This is a genomic window from Clostridium sp. (genome assembly GCF_032552055.1).
In the GTDB taxonomy this organism is placed as follows: domain Bacteria; phylum Bacillota; class Clostridia; order Clostridiales; family Clostridiaceae; genus Clostridium.
In genome coordinates, this window is the sequence record NZ_JAWGSV010000035.1 from 1 (window position 1) to 18,854 (window position 18,854).

Sequence of the window (18,854 nt, forward strand, 5' to 3'; positions counted from 1 at the left end):
TTATAAAGAAATGATGGAACCATTTAAAGATACTTTAAGTTGTATGTTTACAGCAGATGTCTACTTTGAATTTACTGCTAAAGGAATTGATAAGGCTAAGGCTTTAGATAGCGTATTAATTCCAATGGGCTATAAAAAAGAAGAAATGATTGCTTTTGGAGATGGTCATAATGATGCTTCCATGGTTAAATACGCTGGTATAGGCGTTGCTATGGCTAATGCTGTAGATGATTTAAAGGCTATAGCTGATGAAGTTACTTTATCTAATGAAGAAGATGGTATATCGTATACTCTAAGTAAATATATAAAAGGCATAGATATGTAATTTTAAAAGATAAAGTTTAATTATATCTTATTAATGTTGTTAATGTTCATGGAGTTCCTTCATGAACATTTTTTATTATGACTTATTTAAAATTCATTGTAACATACTATTAAATTTTATAAGGGACAGTACTTCCTCTTCTTTTCAGACAAAACTAACTACCTTTCCTCCTATTCACACCAAAGTAAAAAGAGCTATATGGAATTAATTTGATAAAAAATCCTATATAGCTCTTTTACTTATATTATATTATTCTTTTTAAAACTAAAGTATATACCATCATTGCTAGCATCATAAGTAACTTCATCTGAAACTTTGATTAATGCAGGCTTTGCATTTTCCATTGCTACTCCATGATTAACTGCCCTAAACATCTCTATATCATTTTCTCCATCACCATATGCTAGTGTATTTTTCTTATCTATAGCTAAATGATTTATAACAAATTCAATAGCTGTATATTTATTTATACCCTTAATTCCAATTTCACCACTATTATGTCCAAATTGAGGAACTGTATTATGGTATATTTCTAGTTCTTTACTAAATCTTTCATAAACTTTTTCGTATGGATATCCATTAGAAATAAATGAGATCTTATTTACATTACTATAATTAACTTCTTTATCCTTATACTCATCTAGAACTTCATTAAACCATTTAATTTCTTCTTTTGCTTCTTTATATTCCTTGCTATTTCTTACGAGACCCTTAGTAACCTGTCTTAAAATAGTATCTTTACAGTTTTTGCTACCAAACAATCCATCGTTTGATTCTATATAGTAAGCAATGTTATGACTTTCAAAGTACTCTATTAATTTTAAAACATATTCTTTAGGCATTTTCTTATGCATTAATATTTCACTATTAATTTCAATATAGCCACCACCTGCACAAATCATTCCATCAAATCCTGTTGACTCTATATCCTCAGTAATTTCTGGCTTTGATCTACCTGTACAAATAAAGACTAGATGTCCATTATTTCTAGCTAACTTAATAGCTTCTTTAGCTGATTTGGGAACTTGTCCACTCATATCACATAATGTTCCATCAACATCCATAAAAATCAACTTTTTATCCATATTTACTCCTATTACTTATTAATTCTAAGCTTCAGAGTCGACGAAATTTCCTACTAATTCAATATCTTCACTTATTTTTTTACTTTCATCTCCATTAACATCTTGAAGCTTAGAGTTAATATTTTCTATATTATTTTTTATATTTGATAGGATCTCATCCTTATCTTCAGTACTGAACCCTCTAGCTTTATCTAGAATAATCTCATTTTCTAATAATTTAGTATTCGCCTCTAATTTACTTAGAGATGTATTTAAAGCTTCAGGGTTATCTAATTTTTGAGATGGATACTCTACTTTACTATCATTATTTGAAGAATTACTACTAGCCTTTTCCTCTTCTTCTGCTTGTAATCTAGCTATTTGACTATCGATATTAGTAATTTGTGATTGTAAAGACTCTATTTCTGCTTCTACTGTTTCACTTTCATTGCTATTAGTGAAAGCTATTTCCTTCTGTAAGCTTTGAAGTTCTTCTTGCAAAGATTCTCTTTCCTTCATCAAACTACTTATCTGTGCTACGTTATTTTTACTAGCTATATATGTAGAGCCTCCATTATAATTATTATTTACGCTTATTGTACTCATATTTAAACCTCCAAATTCTATTTCTTTTATAATATAATTTGAAGCTTAAATTAATCTTAAATTATTAATTATTCTAAATTTTCCCCATTACTTTCTATAACTTTTTTATACCAATAAAAGCTATCCTTTTTACTTCTACTTAAATCTCCATTACCGTCATTATCTTTATTTACATAGATAAAGCCATATCTCTTTTTCATTTCACCTGTTGAGGCACTTACTAAATCTATGCATCCCCAAGGAGTATATCCTATTAACTCTACTCCATCTTCAACAGCTTCCTTCATTTCAATAATATGATCTCTTAAATAGCTTATTCTGTAATCATCTTTAATTGAACCATCTTCTTCAACTTTATCTACGGCACCTAGTCCATTTTCTACAACCATCATTGGAATTTGATATCTATTATATATGTTATTTAATGTCCATCTTAATCCCTTAGGGTCAATTTGCCATCCCCAATCACTAGCTTTAAGATATGGATTTTTTGCTCCACCTAATATATTACCTGAAGTATTTTCTACTTCTTTATCTACTGTTGCACAATTTGACATATAGTAGCTAAATGTATAGAAATCAACACAACCTTCTTTTAAAATTTCTTCATCATTTTCTTCCATCTTAATTTCTATGTTGTTTTCTTTAAAATATCTCTTTGCAAATCCTGGATAAGCACCTCTTACTTGAACATCTGAACATAAAAAGTTATTTATATTATCTCTTTCTTGAGCTAAGAATACATCTTCAGGATTGCATGTGTAAGGATAAGTACACATATACGCGATCATACATCCTATTTTAAAATCACTATTTATTTTATGTCCTAACTTAACAGCCTTTGCACTTGCTATAAATTGATGATGAAGTGCTTGGAATCTTATTTGCTTGCTTGAATCATTCTCATCACTATTATTAAGTGAAAGTTCTCCAGCATCTTCTAATAATATTCCTCCAGCCATAAAGGCTCCAAATTTATTAGTTAAACAATTTATTTCGTTAAATGTTAGCCAATACTTTACTACATTTTTATATCTATTAAATATAGTATCACAGTATCTAACATAACAATCAATTACTTCTCTACTAGCCCATCCATTATATTTCTCAGTTAATCCAAATGGCATTTCATAATGAGAAATTGTAACTAATGGTTCAATATTATACTTTTTTAACTCAGCAAAAACATCATCATAAAATTTTAGTCCTTCTTCATTTGGCTCTAATTCATCACCATTTGGAAATATTCTAGTCCAGTTTATTGACATTCTAAAAACATTGAAGCCCATTTCAGCAAATAATCTAATATCCTCTTTATAATTATGATAAAAATCTATTGCCTCATGGCTTGGATAATATGTTCCTTTTTCTAATTTAGTAGTTATTCTTCTTGGAGTTGTATGGGTTCCCCCAGTCATAACATCTGCAGTACTTAGGCCTTTCCCACCTTCTCTATATCCACCTTCAAATTGGTTAGCAGCTGTTGCTCCTCCCCATAAAAAATTCTTTGGTAAACTCATAAATCTTCCTCCTCTAAAAAATAATTTATTTATGATTAAATTATATACTTAAATTCTTCCAAAAAATTTTTCATTCAATTTTTGAATATAATAAGAAAGAGCTATTCAGATAGCCACAAATAGTTTTTATTAATTTAAAATAATCTAAATAAAAAAACTCCAAAAGGAGTTTTCTAAGTAATTACTAATGATTTACTCTTTATGATCCACAGAATAACATAGCCTTGCTTCATTTAACTCCTCTATTATCTTATCTAACAAAGCCATCATAACATAACGACTATTTTTAACTCCGAGATTAGCATCTATAATAAGTCTACTATCAAATAATTTTTTCACTTTCAAATCTAAATCTTGTATAGAAATAAGTGCTTTTTTACATCTACACTCTCTTAAATGTTCTTTAATAACTCGATTAACATTAAAGAAAGTTCCTGTTGTAGTTAATATTAATAATAAGCTATCTTCTTCTATATTTTTGATTTCTTCATTATCCTCAATTACTTTAATAAATTTCCCAAAAGGATAACATTCCATTTGAAAATATTGAGCCATTAAATAGCAATAATTAAGTCCAGAAATATAAATCTTATTATAGCTATTAATAAGTGAAGCTACTTTTTTTATGTTATTTGAATTGATCTTCTTATATATTAATTTTAAATCTTCACCTAATAAATTTATATCAGTATAATTATCATCTTTACTAGTCTTTACATTTTCTATATAATGGCTACATTCATCTTTAAATGTATTATAATCAATATAACCTAGTTTCTTTATAAATCTACTAACTGTTGCTTGTGATACAAAACATTTTTTAGAAACTTCAGTTATATTATAATCTGGTATGATTTCTATGTTATTTACTATAAAAGAAGCTATATTGTAATTTATATCCTCACTATTATGATTATTTATATAATTATTTAGCTTATCTGTAATTATCAATCTTAATATTCTCCTATTTTTATTATAATTTCATATATTTCTTTTATAAAATTATACCATAAAAACAAGATTATTTTATAATATAATCACTTACTATAGTTAATTCTCAAGATAGTATCTATTTCTTCCCTTTGTTTTATTTTTATATTCTATTGCTTCCTTAGGACACCTAGAAATACATGCCATACAATGAGTACATTTATCTCCCCACTTTGGCTTTCCTTTAACTAATTCAATATTATTTAAAGGACATAATTTAACACATTTACCACAGCTAATGCACTCTTCTGTATACTTAAACCCCTTGGCACTTACAAAAGCAGAATAAAATAAAGAATTTACAATACCACTTTTTAATTTATCTCCAAGGCTTATTTCTTTTTCTTTAAAGCTCTTTCCTCCCTTAATATCTTCTGCTAAAGAAGTTACTATCTTAGTAGAAGCTTCAATCATTTCATTAGCATCTTCTCTTTTAGAAGTATTGTACATAGTAATGTAATTATCAGGCATTTTTAATGATGCAAAACCTCTTAAATAAAATCCTTTTTCCATGCAGAGATCTTTTATATAATTAATAGCATTACCTGTATCTCCACCGCAAGTCATTATAAAATAAACATCCTTCTCCCCTAGAAATTTAGTTTCTTTTATAAACACCTCTACTACTCTTGGTATTCTCCATGCATAAGTTGGGCAAACAAAAACAAATGGTTTGTTTGATTTGAGAGTTTCCTTGCTTTCTTTTTTCATAAGTTCATTTATAGATACGATCTCATCTCCAATAACTGATTGAATTGTCTTTGCTGTATAACTGCTATTTCCTGTTCCACTAAAATATAAAATCATACAATCTCCCCCTATATTTAATAGTATGTATTTAAAATAATATTCTTAATTAAACTCATCATATTCACAATCTGAAATATCATCAATTATATTAGTAATATGACTCAAAAGATTAAATAGCTTTTTGAATTCTACTCCTTTTGAATCTATAAAATAATAATTCTTCGTTCCTTCTCTTCTCATACTAATAATCTTATTTTCTTTTAAAATCTGCAAATGATGGGATACTGCTGGCCTTGAAAGATGCGTCTTTTTAGTTATTTCTCCTACACGTATGCCATTACAATCACTTTCAAGTAAGGCTATAATAATAAGTTGTCTAGTTTCATCTCCTATAGATGTAAATATCTTTTGACACTCCTTAAACTCTTTTGTTAATTTAAGCATATCTACATTACAATCTTTCATATAAATCTATACCTTCCTTAATGCAATGGTTTAAAATACTAAACCATTATATCATATGATTTTTATAAAATTTCATTTGTAAAGAAAATCAAGACCATTAAAATATTACTATAATAAAATATGCCTATATAAGGATGGAAAATAAAAATAAAGGAGAAGAAACTGCATGTTACAGTTTCTTCTCCTTTAATAAAATTTATTACTTAATTAACCACATTTCAGCTTCTTCAATGCTATGACAAATTCTAAGGTTCACACCCTTATTAAGTTCTAATTTTAGTTCCTTAAATCTATCACTAAGTAAATTTTCTTCATTAATAATGATAGCTAATCTAATATTATAATTTATAAACTTTTGTAAGGACATTCCAAGTATCTTAGTTTTTAAGTCATAAAACTCTTCTGAAAGAATATTCCCATCGATAGCTACTGAATTTACTCCACTTTCAAAGCAAAATCCTATTATATCTAGCATATCCTGTTCTGAGGATATTTTTGTTCCATTATTATTTAAAATTATATAGCTTTCATTATTTTTATTAACAACATTATATTTCATTACTATCATCTCCATTTATTTTAGTTTACTAAATACTGATATTACATCTAATAAATCTTTTACTACATCAATACTTCCCCATAGCATAATTCTTAGCCTTTTTTCATTTTTGCTATATTTCATATTAATTCTATTACCTATTAACTTTTCATCATTACAATTCATTACTGATAACAACATATTTGAAGTTCTTATATACTCTTCTTCATTAATATGCTCGATATTTATAACACTTGATACTTTTATTACATTATCTTCTTCACTTTTATAATAGTTATTTTCAAACTCTATCTCTTCATCATTATTAGAACTTTCTAAATCTACAGCTGTATCTTTATTATTCGTAAATAAATCTAAATCACTTTTAGATATCCTCCATTGCTTGCCCAGCTTATTAGCCCTAAGATTTCCCTCTTTTATAAACTTTCTAACTGTTTTATGATGTACATCTAGAATTTCTGCAACTTGCTCTATGTTATAAAATTTATCTTCCATTTACCGAACCTCTTTTCTTATTTACACATTAATACTATATGAAGTAATTTAAGCTGTCAATGAATTTAAAGAACTTTATTGTACTTTATTGCATTTTATTATAATTTACTGCTGTAGAATCCATTTTCAAATCTATTAATTAGCAATATAAAACCCAATAAAATCTTCGTTGTATTTTATTGCTTCATCAAATTACATTAAATAGTATTTAAAATTAAGTTAATTATAGATCTAAATATTTTAACAATTATAAAGTTATTAATTCACTCTATTTAAACAAAAAACTCCTACATCATTGTAGAAGTAATATTATAAATAAAAGGTATTTTCAAAAATGAAAATACCTTTTTTATTAATTATAGTTCATTAATAATTAAATTTAATTTTATGATAATGCTACATCTAAAATCATCATTATTACAAAACCTATACCAAATGCTATGGCACTAATATCCGAGCTGTTATCTCCCGCTGCCTCTGGTATTAATTCCTCAACAACAACGAAAATCATTGCTCCAGCTGCAAAAGAAAGTAAATATGGCATTATTGGTGTAAAGAAACTAGAAAACATTATAGTGATTGCTGCACCTATTGGCTCTACTATTCCAGATAATGCTCCATAAATAAATGCCTTATTTTTACTTAATCCTTCACTTTTAAGTGGCATTGATATTATTGCCCCTTCTGGGAAGTTTTGAATAGCTATACCTATTGAAAGAGCTAATGCTGCTGCAAAAGTTATTGCATTTCCCTCATTCATAACTGCTGCATATGCTATACCTACAGCCATTCCCTCAGGAATATTATGTAGAACTACTGAAAATACTAGCTTTGTACTCTTCTTTAAATTATATTTCTTTGGTCCCTCTTCTTTAGGACTATCAATATGTATATGTGGAATTACCTTGTCCAAAGAAAATAAAAACATAATTCCTAATATTACTCCCACTGCTGATGGAATAAAAGATAATTTCCCCATATGCTCAGACATATCTATTGATGGAATTATTAAAGACCATACTGATGCTGCAATCATAACTCCAGAAGCAAATCCAAGAAGGATTTTATTTAACTTTTTATTCATTTCTTTTTTCATTAGGTAAACACATGCTGCTCCTAATGATGTACCTATAAATGGTATTAGAATTCCTATTAAAATATTCATTGCCATTCCCCCTTTTCTATATAATTCATTTCTATTTATTACATATAGAAATACTAAATTGGTATATTAATTATTTAAATACAATTTTATAATAGTATTTTACATGTTTTTACTATAATTATCAAGTATTTTACATATTTTATACCAAATATATACTTTTCACTTGTAACCTTTCCATTTTATCTCCTAAGGAAAAAGAACAGTCGATATAATTTCAACTGTTCTTTCTTTAAAAATTAAGTTTAGTTATTTCTGTAACTCTTTATATTCATTTATTAATACTTCAAACCATTTATCCTTACTTCCAAATTGATTTCTTTTCCTATCTACTTCTATTATTCTTAAGTTTAATGTATTATCTAATCGCAACTTTTCTTTATATTCATTCAGTGCTCTTTTTAAATTAAAATGACTTCCATCGACATAATGCAATATGCATATAATCTTATTATAATCTTCAATTAATTCCCTAAATAAACCATTAATATGTCCATCATCACTATTAAAACCAAATCCACATACACAAATAATATCTGACTCTTTAAACTTATTAAACATATCTACATACCTTTTAGACATCTTAACTGAAGTTAAAGGTTTTATACCACTTTGAGTAAATAAGAAGGGTACTATTATATGTTTTTTATTTTGGTTATCATCAATTGATATTATTTTATTTAAATATGGATCATAGTAGTCACTTACTGATCCATTTAAATAATAGACCTCTTCTTTAGTTATATCTTCTATAAAAGAATTATAATTTGTTGTCCCTATTGCATTAATTTCTGCAAATTCCTTCAAATATAAAACATCATGATAATATCCATTTCCTTCTTTTATCTTTTCAATATTAACTTGTGCAACTGATTCAATATATCTTTTTACTGTATATAAAAATATAACTATCTTATTAAATTTACCCCAGTCAGTTTTTGGACTATAAATATATCTCCAATTAGAATCAATTAATGTTTGATAATCTAGTGCTCTTGAATAAATATCCTCAAGTATTTTAAGTCCAAATCTAGTTATCTTTTCTTCATTACTATATTCCTCTTCTATCTTTAAGTCTTCATTATCTATTAATAATTCTAGACCCTTCATACCTGTATTTCTATAATCTAATGTAAAAATCGCACCAAGATCATCAAATAAGTCTATAGTCTCTGGGCTATCATAAAAAATGCCATCATTTAATCTATGAATTAATTCTTCACCTAAAGATCCAATTAATAATTCAATAACTGCTCTTGTAATGTTTCTTATATCTAATTTAAATTTATAACTTACATTATCTACTTCTAGAAGTTTTAACAAAACTGAAAAATAGTTACTTCCAAAAAGTGAGCTATTTCCTCCTAGCAATGGATTTAATTTTATAATATGTGCGTAATTATAAGATCCTACTTCTAATCCAATTACCTCTAAAAATACCTGATCTATATCAATGCCATCTTTAGATAAATTTTCTACTATAAATCCAACTTTTTCATCAAAGCTATTTAGGTATTCTAATATATTGTTTCTTTTGTTTTCCAAACTTCCTTTTACTATAGATTCATATTGAGTCTTAGTAAAAGCGGTTAATTTTCTATTGTCAAATCCTTCTGGCAGCCACCTTGAGTAAGTTGATTGTTTATCAATATTATTTAATTGTTCCTTTAATATTGATTTATCATCACTAGTATTCATCCTAAAAATATCAAGTGCAAACTTTCCACCTGAAGGTAATCCATATGAAGCCTCAGCCCCTGCACCAAAAAACAAAGAAACTTTAGTCATATTACCCACCCCTTTAATGAAATAATATATAATATGTTAATTATACTATATTTTCCATTTAAAATACGAATAAAAAGCAAAAATAAATAGACTATGTTTATTTCATCGTCTATTTATCTTTGCCAGTAACTCTAAATTTAAAGACTAATATGCAATCTAAACTTTCTACTCCTTATCTTTTTTAGTTGGAGCTTCCCTTAATATAGCCTTGCTTGATATTAGTTTGTTGCACTTATTGCAAAAATAGCCTGTTGATCCACAGCCTTGAATACACTCAACTTCATCTCCACACTCTGGACAGTAGTATGTCATTTTTATCACTCCTATTATGTTTATATTTATGTATTTAATGTGTTTTTTTAATAAATTATATCACAATAAATATCTTCATAAAATACTGATATATTTCAAATTCAATGAGAGTTTATTTTCTAATAAACTAGTTCATCTATATTCAATTGAAAATGAGTTAATTTTTATTCAATTTATAAATTAAAAAGGGATGTTTTTAACATCCCTTTTCCCCCTAAATTTCTGTAAATTCGCCTTGATTGTTTACACTAAACAATGGAAGTCTCTTAATAAATATAATATCATCTCTATTAGCTGCATCTCCTTCAGCTAATATTGCTGCCTTTGCCTTTACTATTCCGCCTACTTTTTCAACTAAGCTTTCTACACTTTTTAATGACTCTCCAGTTGAAATAACATCATCTATTATTGCAACTTTCTTCCCATTAATTTTTTCTGCATCAATTTTATCTAAGCATAAAAATTGTTTGTTTTGTGTAGTTATTGAATTAACTTCTTCAGTTATTGGTGAATCCATATAAGATTTTATACTCTTTCTAGCAACTATAAATTCTTTCATTCCTAAAAGTTTAGAAATCTCATATGCTAAAGGAATTCCTTTTGCTTCTGCTGTAACTATTACATCTATATCTTTTAATCTTTCTGCTATTGTAGGTGCAACTACCTCTACTAATTCTGTATCACCTAATATTACAAAACTAGCTATAGCTAAATCTTCCTTAATTTTCATTAAAGGTAATTCTCTTTTTAATGAAAGTAATTCTAAATTATATGTACTCATTCTTATTTACCCCCTAAAATAATCCTTGTGCAAATCTAGTTATAACACCTGCTAGCATTCCGAAAAATGGATCTGAAATCGCAGTTACTCCCATAGTAACTCCTCCAACTAGACTATCAGCTCCAGCTAAAGCACTTGTTGCATTTCCTGGTACAGTTACTAATATTCCTAGTACAAATAAGAAACCGCTAATTGATTGTGCTGGTACATATTTCCCTATCTTAGGTAATAATCCGAAGAATAAGATTGCTGACATAATTAACATCATTATTACTCCAGATGCTAATGGATGTGGAGCACTACCTGTTGCTGAAATTATTGATTCAACTGGTGCACCACCAAATAATGCTGAACACATGTCAGCAACACTACTTATCACTGAAAGGTGATCTATATTTACATTAGTATTAGCCATATCTCCCGTAATTTGTCCAAAAGCTATATTAGAACCAATATTTAAACATACCATTCCTAGTGCTCCTCTTAAAATTCTGGCATTAAAAGTAAGCTTTTTCTTCTCTACCTTTTCTTTTGGAATTTCTACATTTCTCATTTCCTTATTTAAAATATTTCCAACAATACTTGAAATAACAACTGAAACAGTAATAGTTAATACTAAGTCATTTGTAGCAAAGTACATAACTACTGCACTTATTAATGAAGCAGCTCCTACTTTTTTATCATCTCTAAGCATGTCCATTGATACTTTAGCAAGCATAATTCCTACTCCAGACATCATACCTGAAGTTATTGTTGGACCTATAAAATCTACAATTTTACCTAAAAATCCGAACATTCCTATCAAAGTCATTATAGCTGCCCCAATAAATATCATTGACAACCTTTCTTTCATATCCTTACCAGCTGTACCTGCATATGTTATAGTCTCAGCTTGGAAAGATATTGGTGCAACAGAACCTGTTACCAGATTACCTATAGCACCTACTAAAAAAGCGAATGCTGTTGGTATTGATGCAAATCCGAATGTTAATGCTAATAATCCCTGTGGTAGTCCATTTAGAACAACTCCTATGATTGCTAGAAAGTCAGTAATAAAGTCTGACATAGTTGTTTTCCCCCTTTTATTCTGCCCAGTCATTTCATAATAAGACAATGAGTGTAGATAAATTTAAAATATTTTAAGCATATCTTACTTTTCTCATTACATGAAATATACTAGAACAGTATTTTCTTCCAATAACATCATAGCATCACAATCGAATATTTTCAAGTTTTTTTAATAAAATGTTCGTATTTAATTAATTTGCTTTTAATACACCCTCTTTTAAACTACTTAAATTCTAGAAATTAAAAATCACAGTAAATTAAAATTACTGTGATTTTTATATAGCTTTATTATTCGGTTTAATATTTTAAGTACCACAAAAAGTTCTATAAGGAATTTTAGTTTCTTTAGGTAATTTAATATATTCTTCTTGCTTATCACTATAATCATAAGGATTTTCTAAAACTTCTAAAAGCTTTCTCATAACGCTATAATCATCTTTCTTTACAGCAGCCTCTATAGCTTCTTCTACTCTATGATTTCTTGGTATTACCGAAGGATTTACACTTTTCATTATGTTAGTAATTTCTTCTTGTGATTTTCCTTCTTTATTTAATCTTTCATTCCATTTTTTATTCCAAACTTTAAAATCATCTTTTTCAAATATTTCTTCTTCTGAAAGTTTATTTAAAGTTAAACTTCTAAAAGTATTAGTATAATCTGATTTATATTTTTGCATCAATCCTAATAACTCGTATATTAATTTTTCATCTTCTTTTTCTTCAGTAAATAAACCAAGTTTCAATCTCATTCCGGATATATACTTTTCTTTATAAATATCATTAAATTTCAAAATAGCATCTTGAGCTAGCTTTACAGCTTTATCTTTATCATCATCTAATAAAGGTATAAGAGTTTCTGCAAATCTAGCAAGATTCCATGCAGCAATATAAGGCTGATTTCCATATGCATATCTTCCTTGACTGTCTATAGAACTAAACACCGTATTTGGATCATACCTATCCATAAATGCACATGGACCATAATCAATTGTTTCTCCACTTATAGTCATATTATCTGTATTCATTACTCCATGAATAAATCCAACATGTAGCCATTTAGCTATCAAATCACTTTGTTTCCTTATTACTTCTTCAAGCAAGTAAAGATACTTATTTTCTGATTCAATAGCTTCTTTATAATGCCTATTTATAGTATAATCTGCAAGTTCTTTTAAATTATTTAAACTTGTGTATTGAGCTGCATATTGGAATGTTCCAACTCTTATATGACTTGAAGCTACTCTTGTAAGTATTGCTCCTGGTTCTATTTTCTCTCTAACTATTGAATCTCCAGTTGTCACAACAGCTAAGCCTCTTGTAGTTGGAATTCCTAATCCAAACATTGCTTCGCTTATTATATACTCTCTTATCATTGGTCCAAGAGCTGCCTTTCCATCTCCACCTCTTGAATACGGTGTTATTCCTGAACCCTTAAGTTGAATATCTACCCTTTCCCCTTTAGGAGTTATATGCTCTCCAAGTAAAATTGCTCTCCCATCTCCAAGCATTGTAAAATATCCAAATTGATGTCCTGCATAAGCCTCAGCAATTGGTTTAGAACCTTCGTAAATTAGATTGCCCGATAGTATATCTATACCAATATCACTTTCTAATTCTTTTGCATTCAGGCCTAAATGCTCTGCTAAATTGTTATTTAATACAGCTAATTTAGGATCTGGTACTTTACTAGGATTCTGAACACTATAAAATATATCTGAAAGTTTTACGTAGCTATTATCAAAATTAAAATTTATATTTTTCTCTTCCATTTTCTCTTCCTTTCTTTATTAAATTATATTCTAATATAAGTTGAAATAAAATTTTTGAATTTTATTAAGATATATTTAATTAATAAAATCATTACTTAATTAAGCTATACAACTTATATAGAAATCAAAGACTATATGCTTTCAATTGATGTAATTTATTTTTAAATTATTTTCCACTTAAAATTATATAAAACTAAAAGATATGAATTATTTATTGAAACATATATAGTTATTTTTAACTTAGAATCTGTTATTATACCAACTTCTATATAATTAAAACTAAGATGGATATTTGAATTTATATAATAAAAGTTATTATTAAATATCTTATATCTATAATATACTATTTTTCATATAATTGAAATGGGTCTATCACATTTAAAGATTTAAACACGATATACAGCAATTTAACCTAAATAGCTTGTACTATATATCCTGCTTAAACTTCTTACTGTGAAGACCCATTAAAACTAATCTATCCTTCTTAAAGTTATTGTCTCTTTATTTCCTATTATTAGTGGAACTTTTTCTATTTTAACAACACTTGTATCTATTCCAAACCATTTAGCTGGTGAAACAGTAATTTTCTTAATTAGTAATTTGCTACTAGTTATAAAATTATCCCACCTTGATAGTTCACTCTCATTAGAAAGAGTTTCTTCTAATAATACAAATTTAAAATCTCCAACTACACATTTCCCATTATATCCTACCATATAATCTTTAGGAGTATATTTTATTTCTCCAGATTTAACTAAGTCTTGTATTATTTGATGTAAGAATAGATTTATTTTTTGATCTACCCTAAATCCAAGAATAAATTGTATACTAAAAGCCTCATTAGGTACTATAGTTTGTACACTATATGAAGTTGTATATGGTTCATCTGTTACTTTAACATTTATAAACCAATAAAACTTTGCTCTTTTAGGTTGTTTATTGAAAATAGAATAGATAATTTTTCTTTCTATCTCTTTATAATTTTGTGATTCAGTTAAATATACAAGGTTTGTGGCATATAAAGGAATCTCTTCATCTTCTTTTAAAGATTTTAAATGATTTTTGAAATCTAATATACTAGCGTACTCATTAAATCTCTTCCTTATTTTTGTTCCATATATCCAAATATACATTAAGAAAATAAGTGCACCAGAAATTATAATAGTAACATACCCACCATGTATGAATTTAAATAAATTAGCATATAAGAAGCTTACTTCAATAATCATAAATATTATAAATACTATTTTTGATATAACTTTTTTATTTTTATTATGACTTAAATACTGACTCAACAATATAGTTGTCATTAACATCGTTATTGTAATAGCTAAACCATATGCAACTTCCATATTTTCTGATTTTTGAAATTTTAAAACTAATAGTATACATCCAACATAAAGTAAATAATTAACTGCTGGTATATAAATTTTACCTTTATCATTATTTGGATATCTAACTTGAAGTTTCGGGAACATATTTAACTTTATTGCTTCAGATACAAGAGTAAATGATCCTGTAATTAAAGCTTGGCTAGCGATAATTGCTGCTATAGTTGCAATTATTGTTCCTGTAACTACAAACCAACTTGGCATAATTAAGAAAAATGGATTTGAATCTATAACATTTCCTTCTCTTAATAGAAGATATGCTCCTTGTCCTAAATAATTTACTACTAAACATACTTTTACAAATACCCATGTATAGTGTATATTCTTCTTTCCACAGTGTCCTAAATCTGAATATAGAGCTTCTGCTCCAGTTGTACATAAGAATACAGCTCCTAAAATATAAACACTTCTTGGACTAGTAAATAATAGATGTATCCCATAATATGGATTTAAAGCTTTTAGTATGCTTGGATATTGCACCAATTGACTAAAGCCAAGTATTAATAACATAAAAAACCATATTACCATCATTGGTCCAAAGACTTTTCCAATTACATCTGTACCAAATCTTTGAAGCATAAATAAAACAGTTAAGATGCTAATTACAACTATAATTATCCCCTTAGTTTCTATTGGAAAAACAAGAGTTAAACCTTCTATAGCAGATGTTACAGTTACTGGAGGGGTTATCATGCCATCTGCTAATAATGTTGCTCCCCCAATTACAGCTGGTACGATTAACCACTTGGCATTTTTTCTAACAAGTGTGTATAAAGAAAATATTCCACCTTCACCTTTGTTATCAGCCTCTAAGGTTATCATTACGTATTTTATAGTAGTTTGTAATGTTAATGTCCAAAAAACTAAGGATACGCCTCCTAAAATTAATTCTTTTGACACATAACCATTATTTACTCCTAACATAGATTTCATAACATAGAGTGGTGAAGTACCAATATCTCCATATACAATACCTAATGCTACAAGTAATGATGCTACAGTTATTTTTTTGTTCATTTTAATTATCTCCTTTATTTACTTACCATAAAATAACTTTAATTTTTTCATTATAATCCTAGCAATCTTTAATGTCTACATTAGTTATTCTTAAAAAAGATACTATATTCGCCTTAATTTTATACAACTATTAGAATAAGTCTTTTTCTCTTATATTTATTTCTTTTTTCTAAACAAATTAAATAATCTTTAAATAGAAAAAAGGCTAAGAAAATCTTAACCCTTACTTCCTTTTATTATTTAAAACCTATAAACTTTAATAGAATTAAATTCAATTAAAGTTATAATTATCATATTAATACTTATTTTACTACTTCTAGTATTAATTAGTCAATAATAATTATTATTTGTTATTTTAGAATTATTGTTAAATCATTATCTTATTTGCATATAATTACCAACACTATTACAATTATATGTATAAAGATAATAATCATTTAAGGAGGAGAATGTATGAATATTAAAATTCAAGAAAAATACCAATTATATATTGGTGGTGAATGGAAAGACTCTTCAGATGGTACAACAATAAAGACATATAATCCAGCAAATGGACAATTACTATCAGAAATTGCTGATGCTACTGAAAAAGATGTAGATGATGCTGTTAAAGCAGCAAAAAAAGCTTTTGAAACTTGGGGTAAGACAACCCCTGCTGAAAGAGCTATTATATTAAATAAAATTGCAGACATTATAGATAATAATGCTGAATATTTAGCAACAATTGAAACTATGGACAATGGAAAGCCTATTAGAGAAACTACAGGTGCTGATATTCCTTTAGCAGCTGATCACTTTAGATATTTTGCCGGAGTTATTCGTGCTGATGAAGGCGTTGCAAGTAATATAGATGAAAATACATTAAACTTAATTTTAAGAGAGCCAATTGGAGTCGTTGGTCAAATTGTCCCTTGGAACTTCCCATTTTTAATGGCAGCTTGGAAACTAGCTCCAGTACTTGCTGCTGGTGATACAAGTGTATTTAAACCATCTAGTACAACATCTCTAAGTGTATTAGAGTTTATGAAATTAATTCAAGATATAGTTCCAAAAGGTGTAATTAATATAATAACTGGTAGAGGTTCAAAGAGTGGCGAATATCTACAACATAATGAAGGAATTGATAAATTAGCATTTACAGGTTCAACAGAAGTTGGTAGAGAAATTGGACTATCTGCTGCAAAACGTATAATACCTGCTACCTTAGAGCTTGGTGGTAAATCAGCTAATATATTCTTTAGTGATGCAGACATGAATATGGCTTTAGAAGGAATACAATTAGGTATATTATTTAACCAAGGTCAAGTTTGTTCTGCAGGGTCAAGAATATTTGTTCAAGAAGATTTCTATGATGAATTTACAGAAAAAGCTGCTAATGCTTTTGAAAAAGTTAAAGTAGGAAATCCATTAGATCCTAATACTCAAATGGGTGCCCAAGTTAGTGAAGCACAACTAAATAAAATCCTTAAGTATATAGAAATAGGAAAAAATGAAGGTGCTAAAGTAATAACAGGTGGAGAAAGATTTGTTGAAGGTGATTCAAAGAATGGTTACTTTATGAAACCTACTTTATTAGTAGATGTAAATAATAATATGAGAGTTGCTAGAGAAGAAATTTTCGGACCTGTTGGTGTAGTTATTAAATTTAAGACTGAAGATGAAGTAATTGCAATGGCAAACGACAGTAATTATGGATTAGGCGGTGGCGTCTTTACACGTGATATAAATCGAGCTATAAGAGTTGCTAAATCTATAAGAACTGGACGAGTATGGGTTAATACTTATAACTCCTTCCCTGCTGGTGCAACATTTGGTGGATATAAGGAATCAGGAATAGGTAGAGAAACTCATAAATCTATTTTAGATGCTTACACTCAAAAGAAAAACATTATAGTTAATTTATCTGAAAAACCTGGTGGAATGTATATTAAATAGGCTAAGATAGCTTTATAATTTTATTCATTCAATTTTATAGTGGAGATATATAAGTTAAAATAGCTTAGGGCAAAGCTACTTAATAAACTTAAATACCTCCACTTTTTTATGATATGTTTTTAATTATTCTTTTTACATGTTTTCGCCTCGCTCTAGAACTTTGTACATTACCTTTTTTTAAACACTTATATATATCCTCTATTTGATCATTTGAAAGATTTATATCAGATTTATATTTTCTTATAAATTTCTTTAACTTTTTTACTTGAATAACTGGTGTATCGGTCTTTAAACCTTTTAGCTTAGATTTATTAGTAAATACTATTAAAGATATATAAATATCTTTTTCTTTTATAAACTTTTCTACAGACTTTACATGTCCGTAATTTTGCCTTATAGGATTATAAAAATGATTTTTTCTTTTATTTATAGTTTGAGTCCAATATTTAGAGTACTCTTCTCCTTTAATTATCCCACTATAATCTTTAGTTTCAATTACAAAAACACCTTTTTTACCAACTAAGATATGGTCTATTTGGCTTGTTCCATCTTCTTTCCTAATCATTATATCGTTTAATAATTTATATCCTGATATTTTACTAAGAACTTTTTTAACTTCTTCTTCTCCTAAGTTAATATCTTTAACCTTTCTTTTTTTTAATAATACTATAATTAATACTACAACTATTGCTATAATTATTGCTATATTCATTTTTCTCTCCTGTCTATAACTTTCGTTATTCTTAAATCTGTCTATTATATTTTAGTAGTGAAATTGTCCTTTGTAAATACTCTTTAATTTAGTTTATTACTTTCATTTTTTTGTTTGTTTTTATACTCATTTACGAGTATATTAT

The 18,854-nt window shown here is 27.5% G+C and carries 18 protein-coding genes; 2 read left to right on the forward strand and 16 right to left on the reverse strand.

Going from position 1 to position 18,854, the window contains the following annotated elements; all coding sequences use genetic code 11:
• Positions 1-325: HAD-IIB family hydrolase (locus tag E6248_RS04420; protein ID WP_316339606.1), on the forward strand; the 325-nt coding region annotated here is incomplete at its 5' end.
• Between the two features lie 239 nt (positions 326-564).
• Here the strand turns inward: E6248_RS04420 and E6248_RS04425 are convergent.
• The 15 genes from E6248_RS04425 to E6248_RS04495 form a co-directional block, all read right to left on the reverse strand.
• Positions 565-1,410 carry a Cof-type HAD-IIB family hydrolase gene (locus tag E6248_RS04425; RefSeq protein ID WP_316339607.1) on the reverse strand — a complete coding sequence of 282 codons (846 nt, stop codon included), beginning with the start codon at positions 1,408-1,410 and terminating at the stop codon, positions 565-567.
• Between the two features lie 24 nt (positions 1,411-1,434).
• Positions 1,435-1,995, reverse strand: a complete 561-nt coding sequence (locus E6248_RS04430; protein ID WP_316339608.1) for a FlxA-like family protein — start codon at positions 1,993-1,995, stop codon at positions 1,435-1,437.
• A gap of 68 nt (positions 1,996-2,063) precedes the next feature.
• On the reverse strand, positions 2,064-3,515 hold the full coding sequence (locus E6248_RS04435; RefSeq protein ID WP_316339609.1) for a glycoside hydrolase family 1 protein: 1,452 nt from the start codon (positions 3,513-3,515) through the stop codon (positions 2,064-2,066).
• Positions 3,516-3,707: 192 nt separating this feature from the next.
• Positions 3,708-4,466: a hypothetical protein gene (locus E6248_RS04440; protein ID WP_316339610.1), complete on the reverse strand. Its 759-nt coding sequence runs from the start codon at positions 4,464-4,466 to the stop codon at positions 3,708-3,710.
• 99 nt (positions 4,467-4,565) lie between these two features.
• Complete coding sequence (locus tag E6248_RS04445) at positions 4,566-5,312, reverse strand: EFR1 family ferrodoxin (protein WP_316339611.1); 747 nt, start codon at positions 5,310-5,312, stop codon at positions 4,566-4,568.
• A 45-nt stretch (positions 5,313-5,357) separates the two neighbouring features.
• Complete coding sequence (locus E6248_RS04450; protein WP_316339612.1) at positions 5,358-5,720, reverse strand: metalloregulator ArsR/SmtB family transcription factor; 363 nt, start codon at positions 5,718-5,720, stop codon at positions 5,358-5,360.
• A gap of 199 nt (positions 5,721-5,919) precedes the next feature.
• Positions 5,920-6,279 carry a DUF4180 domain-containing protein gene (locus E6248_RS04455; protein ID WP_316339613.1) on the reverse strand — a complete coding sequence of 120 codons (360 nt, stop codon included), beginning with the start codon at positions 6,277-6,279 and terminating at the stop codon, positions 5,920-5,922.
• Positions 6,280-6,294: 15 nt separating this feature from the next.
• Positions 6,295-6,774, reverse strand: coding sequence for a helix-turn-helix domain-containing protein (locus E6248_RS04460; protein WP_316339614.1), 480 nt, complete (start codon positions 6,772-6,774; stop codon positions 6,295-6,297).
• Between the two features lie 385 nt (positions 6,775-7,159).
• The gene (locus tag E6248_RS04465; protein ID WP_316339615.1) at positions 7,160-7,939 is read right to left on the reverse strand and encodes a ZIP family metal transporter; all 780 of its coding nucleotides are present in this window, start codon (positions 7,937-7,939) and stop codon (positions 7,160-7,162) included.
• A gap of 246 nt (positions 7,940-8,185) precedes the next feature.
• On the reverse strand, positions 8,186-9,724 hold the full coding sequence (locus tag E6248_RS04470) for a hypothetical protein (protein WP_316339616.1): 1,539 nt from the start codon (positions 9,722-9,724) through the stop codon (positions 8,186-8,188).
• Positions 9,725-9,889: 165 nt separating this feature from the next.
• Positions 9,890-10,036: a zinc-ribbon domain-containing protein gene (locus tag E6248_RS04475; RefSeq protein WP_316339617.1), complete on the reverse strand. Its 147-nt coding sequence runs from the start codon at positions 10,034-10,036 to the stop codon at positions 9,890-9,892.
• 214 nt (positions 10,037-10,250) lie between these two features.
• Positions 10,251-10,817 carry a phosphoribosyltransferase family protein gene (locus E6248_RS04480; RefSeq protein ID WP_316339618.1) on the reverse strand — a complete coding sequence of 189 codons (567 nt, stop codon included), beginning with the start codon at positions 10,815-10,817 and terminating at the stop codon, positions 10,251-10,253.
• Positions 10,818-10,830: 13 nt separating this feature from the next.
• Positions 10,831-11,883 carry an NCS2 family permease gene (locus E6248_RS04485; RefSeq protein ID WP_316339619.1) on the reverse strand — a complete coding sequence of 351 codons (1,053 nt, stop codon included), beginning with the start codon at positions 11,881-11,883 and terminating at the stop codon, positions 10,831-10,833.
• Between the two features lie 307 nt (positions 11,884-12,190).
• The gene (locus tag E6248_RS04490) at positions 12,191-13,654 is read right to left on the reverse strand and encodes a protein adenylyltransferase SelO family protein (protein ID WP_316339620.1); all 1,464 of its coding nucleotides are present in this window, start codon (positions 13,652-13,654) and stop codon (positions 12,191-12,193) included.
• 470 nt (positions 13,655-14,124) lie between these two features.
• Positions 14,125-16,062, reverse strand: coding sequence for a KUP/HAK/KT family potassium transporter (locus tag E6248_RS04495; RefSeq protein ID WP_316339621.1), 1,938 nt, complete (start codon positions 16,060-16,062; stop codon positions 14,125-14,127).
• A 453-nt stretch (positions 16,063-16,515) separates the two neighbouring features.
• On the opposite strand from E6248_RS04495, the gene E6248_RS04500 reads away from it, so the two are divergent.
• A complete protein-coding gene (locus tag E6248_RS04500) occupies positions 16,516-17,997 on the forward strand; it encodes an aldehyde dehydrogenase family protein (protein WP_316339622.1) in 1,482 nt (493 codons plus the stop codon).
• Between the two features lie 106 nt (positions 17,998-18,103).
• Here the strand turns inward: E6248_RS04500 and E6248_RS04505 are convergent, their stop codons facing one another.
• Positions 18,104-18,709: a nuclease-related domain-containing protein gene (locus tag E6248_RS04505; RefSeq protein ID WP_316339623.1), complete on the reverse strand. Its 606-nt coding sequence runs from the start codon at positions 18,707-18,709 to the stop codon at positions 18,104-18,106.
• Positions 18,710-18,854 lie beyond the last annotated feature (145 nt).

What these genes read in the sequence shown, in the direction of transcription:
- E6248_RS04425 (WP_316339607.1), bottom strand. Translation starts at nt 1,410, where the DNA reads ATGGATAAAAAGTTGATTTTTATGGATGTTGATGGAACATTATGTGAT.
- E6248_RS04430 (WP_316339608.1), bottom strand. Translation starts at nt 1,995, where the DNA reads ATGAGTACAATAAGCGTAAATAATAATTATAATGGAGGCTCTACATAT.
- E6248_RS04435 (WP_316339609.1), bottom strand. Translation starts at nt 3,515, where the DNA reads ATGAGTTTACCAAAGAATTTTTTATGGGGAGGAGCAACAGCTGCTAAC.
- E6248_RS04445 (WP_316339611.1), bottom strand. Translation starts at nt 5,312, where the DNA reads ATGATTTTATATTTTAGTGGAACAGGAAATAGCAGTTATACAGCAAAG.
- E6248_RS04450 (WP_316339612.1), bottom strand. Translation starts at nt 5,720, where the DNA reads ATGAAAGATTGTAATGTAGATATGCTTAAATTAACAAAAGAGTTTAAG.
- E6248_RS04455 (WP_316339613.1), bottom strand. Translation starts at nt 6,279, where the DNA reads ATGAAATATAATGTTGTTAATAAAAATAATGAAAGCTATATAATTTTA.
- E6248_RS04460 (WP_316339614.1), bottom strand. Translation starts at nt 6,774, where the DNA reads ATGGAAGATAAATTTTATAACATAGAGCAAGTTGCAGAAATTCTAGAT.
- E6248_RS04465 (WP_316339615.1), bottom strand. Translation starts at nt 7,939, where the DNA reads ATGAATATTTTAATAGGAATTCTAATACCATTTATAGGTACATCATTA.
- E6248_RS04470 (WP_316339616.1), bottom strand. Translation starts at nt 9,724, where the DNA reads ATGACTAAAGTTTCTTTGTTTTTTGGTGCAGGGGCTGAGGCTTCATAT.
- E6248_RS04475 (WP_316339617.1), bottom strand. Translation starts at nt 10,036, where the DNA reads ATGACATACTACTGTCCAGAGTGTGGAGATGAAGTTGAGTGTATTCAA.
- E6248_RS04480 (WP_316339618.1), bottom strand. Translation starts at nt 10,817, where the DNA reads ATGAGTACATATAATTTAGAATTACTTTCATTAAAAAGAGAATTACCT.
- E6248_RS04485 (WP_316339619.1), bottom strand. Translation starts at nt 11,883, where the DNA reads ATGTCAGACTTTATTACTGACTTTCTAGCAATCATAGGAGTTGTTCTA.
- E6248_RS04490 (WP_316339620.1), bottom strand. Translation starts at nt 13,654, where the DNA reads ATGGAAGAGAAAAATATAAATTTTAATTTTGATAATAGCTACGTAAAA.
- E6248_RS04495 (WP_316339621.1), bottom strand. Translation starts at nt 16,062, where the DNA reads ATGAACAAAAAAATAACTGTAGCATCATTACTTGTAGCATTAGGTATT.
- E6248_RS04500 (WP_316339622.1), top strand. Translation starts at nt 16,516, where the DNA reads ATGAATATTAAAATTCAAGAAAAATACCAATTATATATTGGTGGTGAA.
- E6248_RS04505 (WP_316339623.1), bottom strand. Translation starts at nt 18,709, where the DNA reads ATGAATATAGCAATAATTATAGCAATAGTTGTAGTATTAATTATAGTA.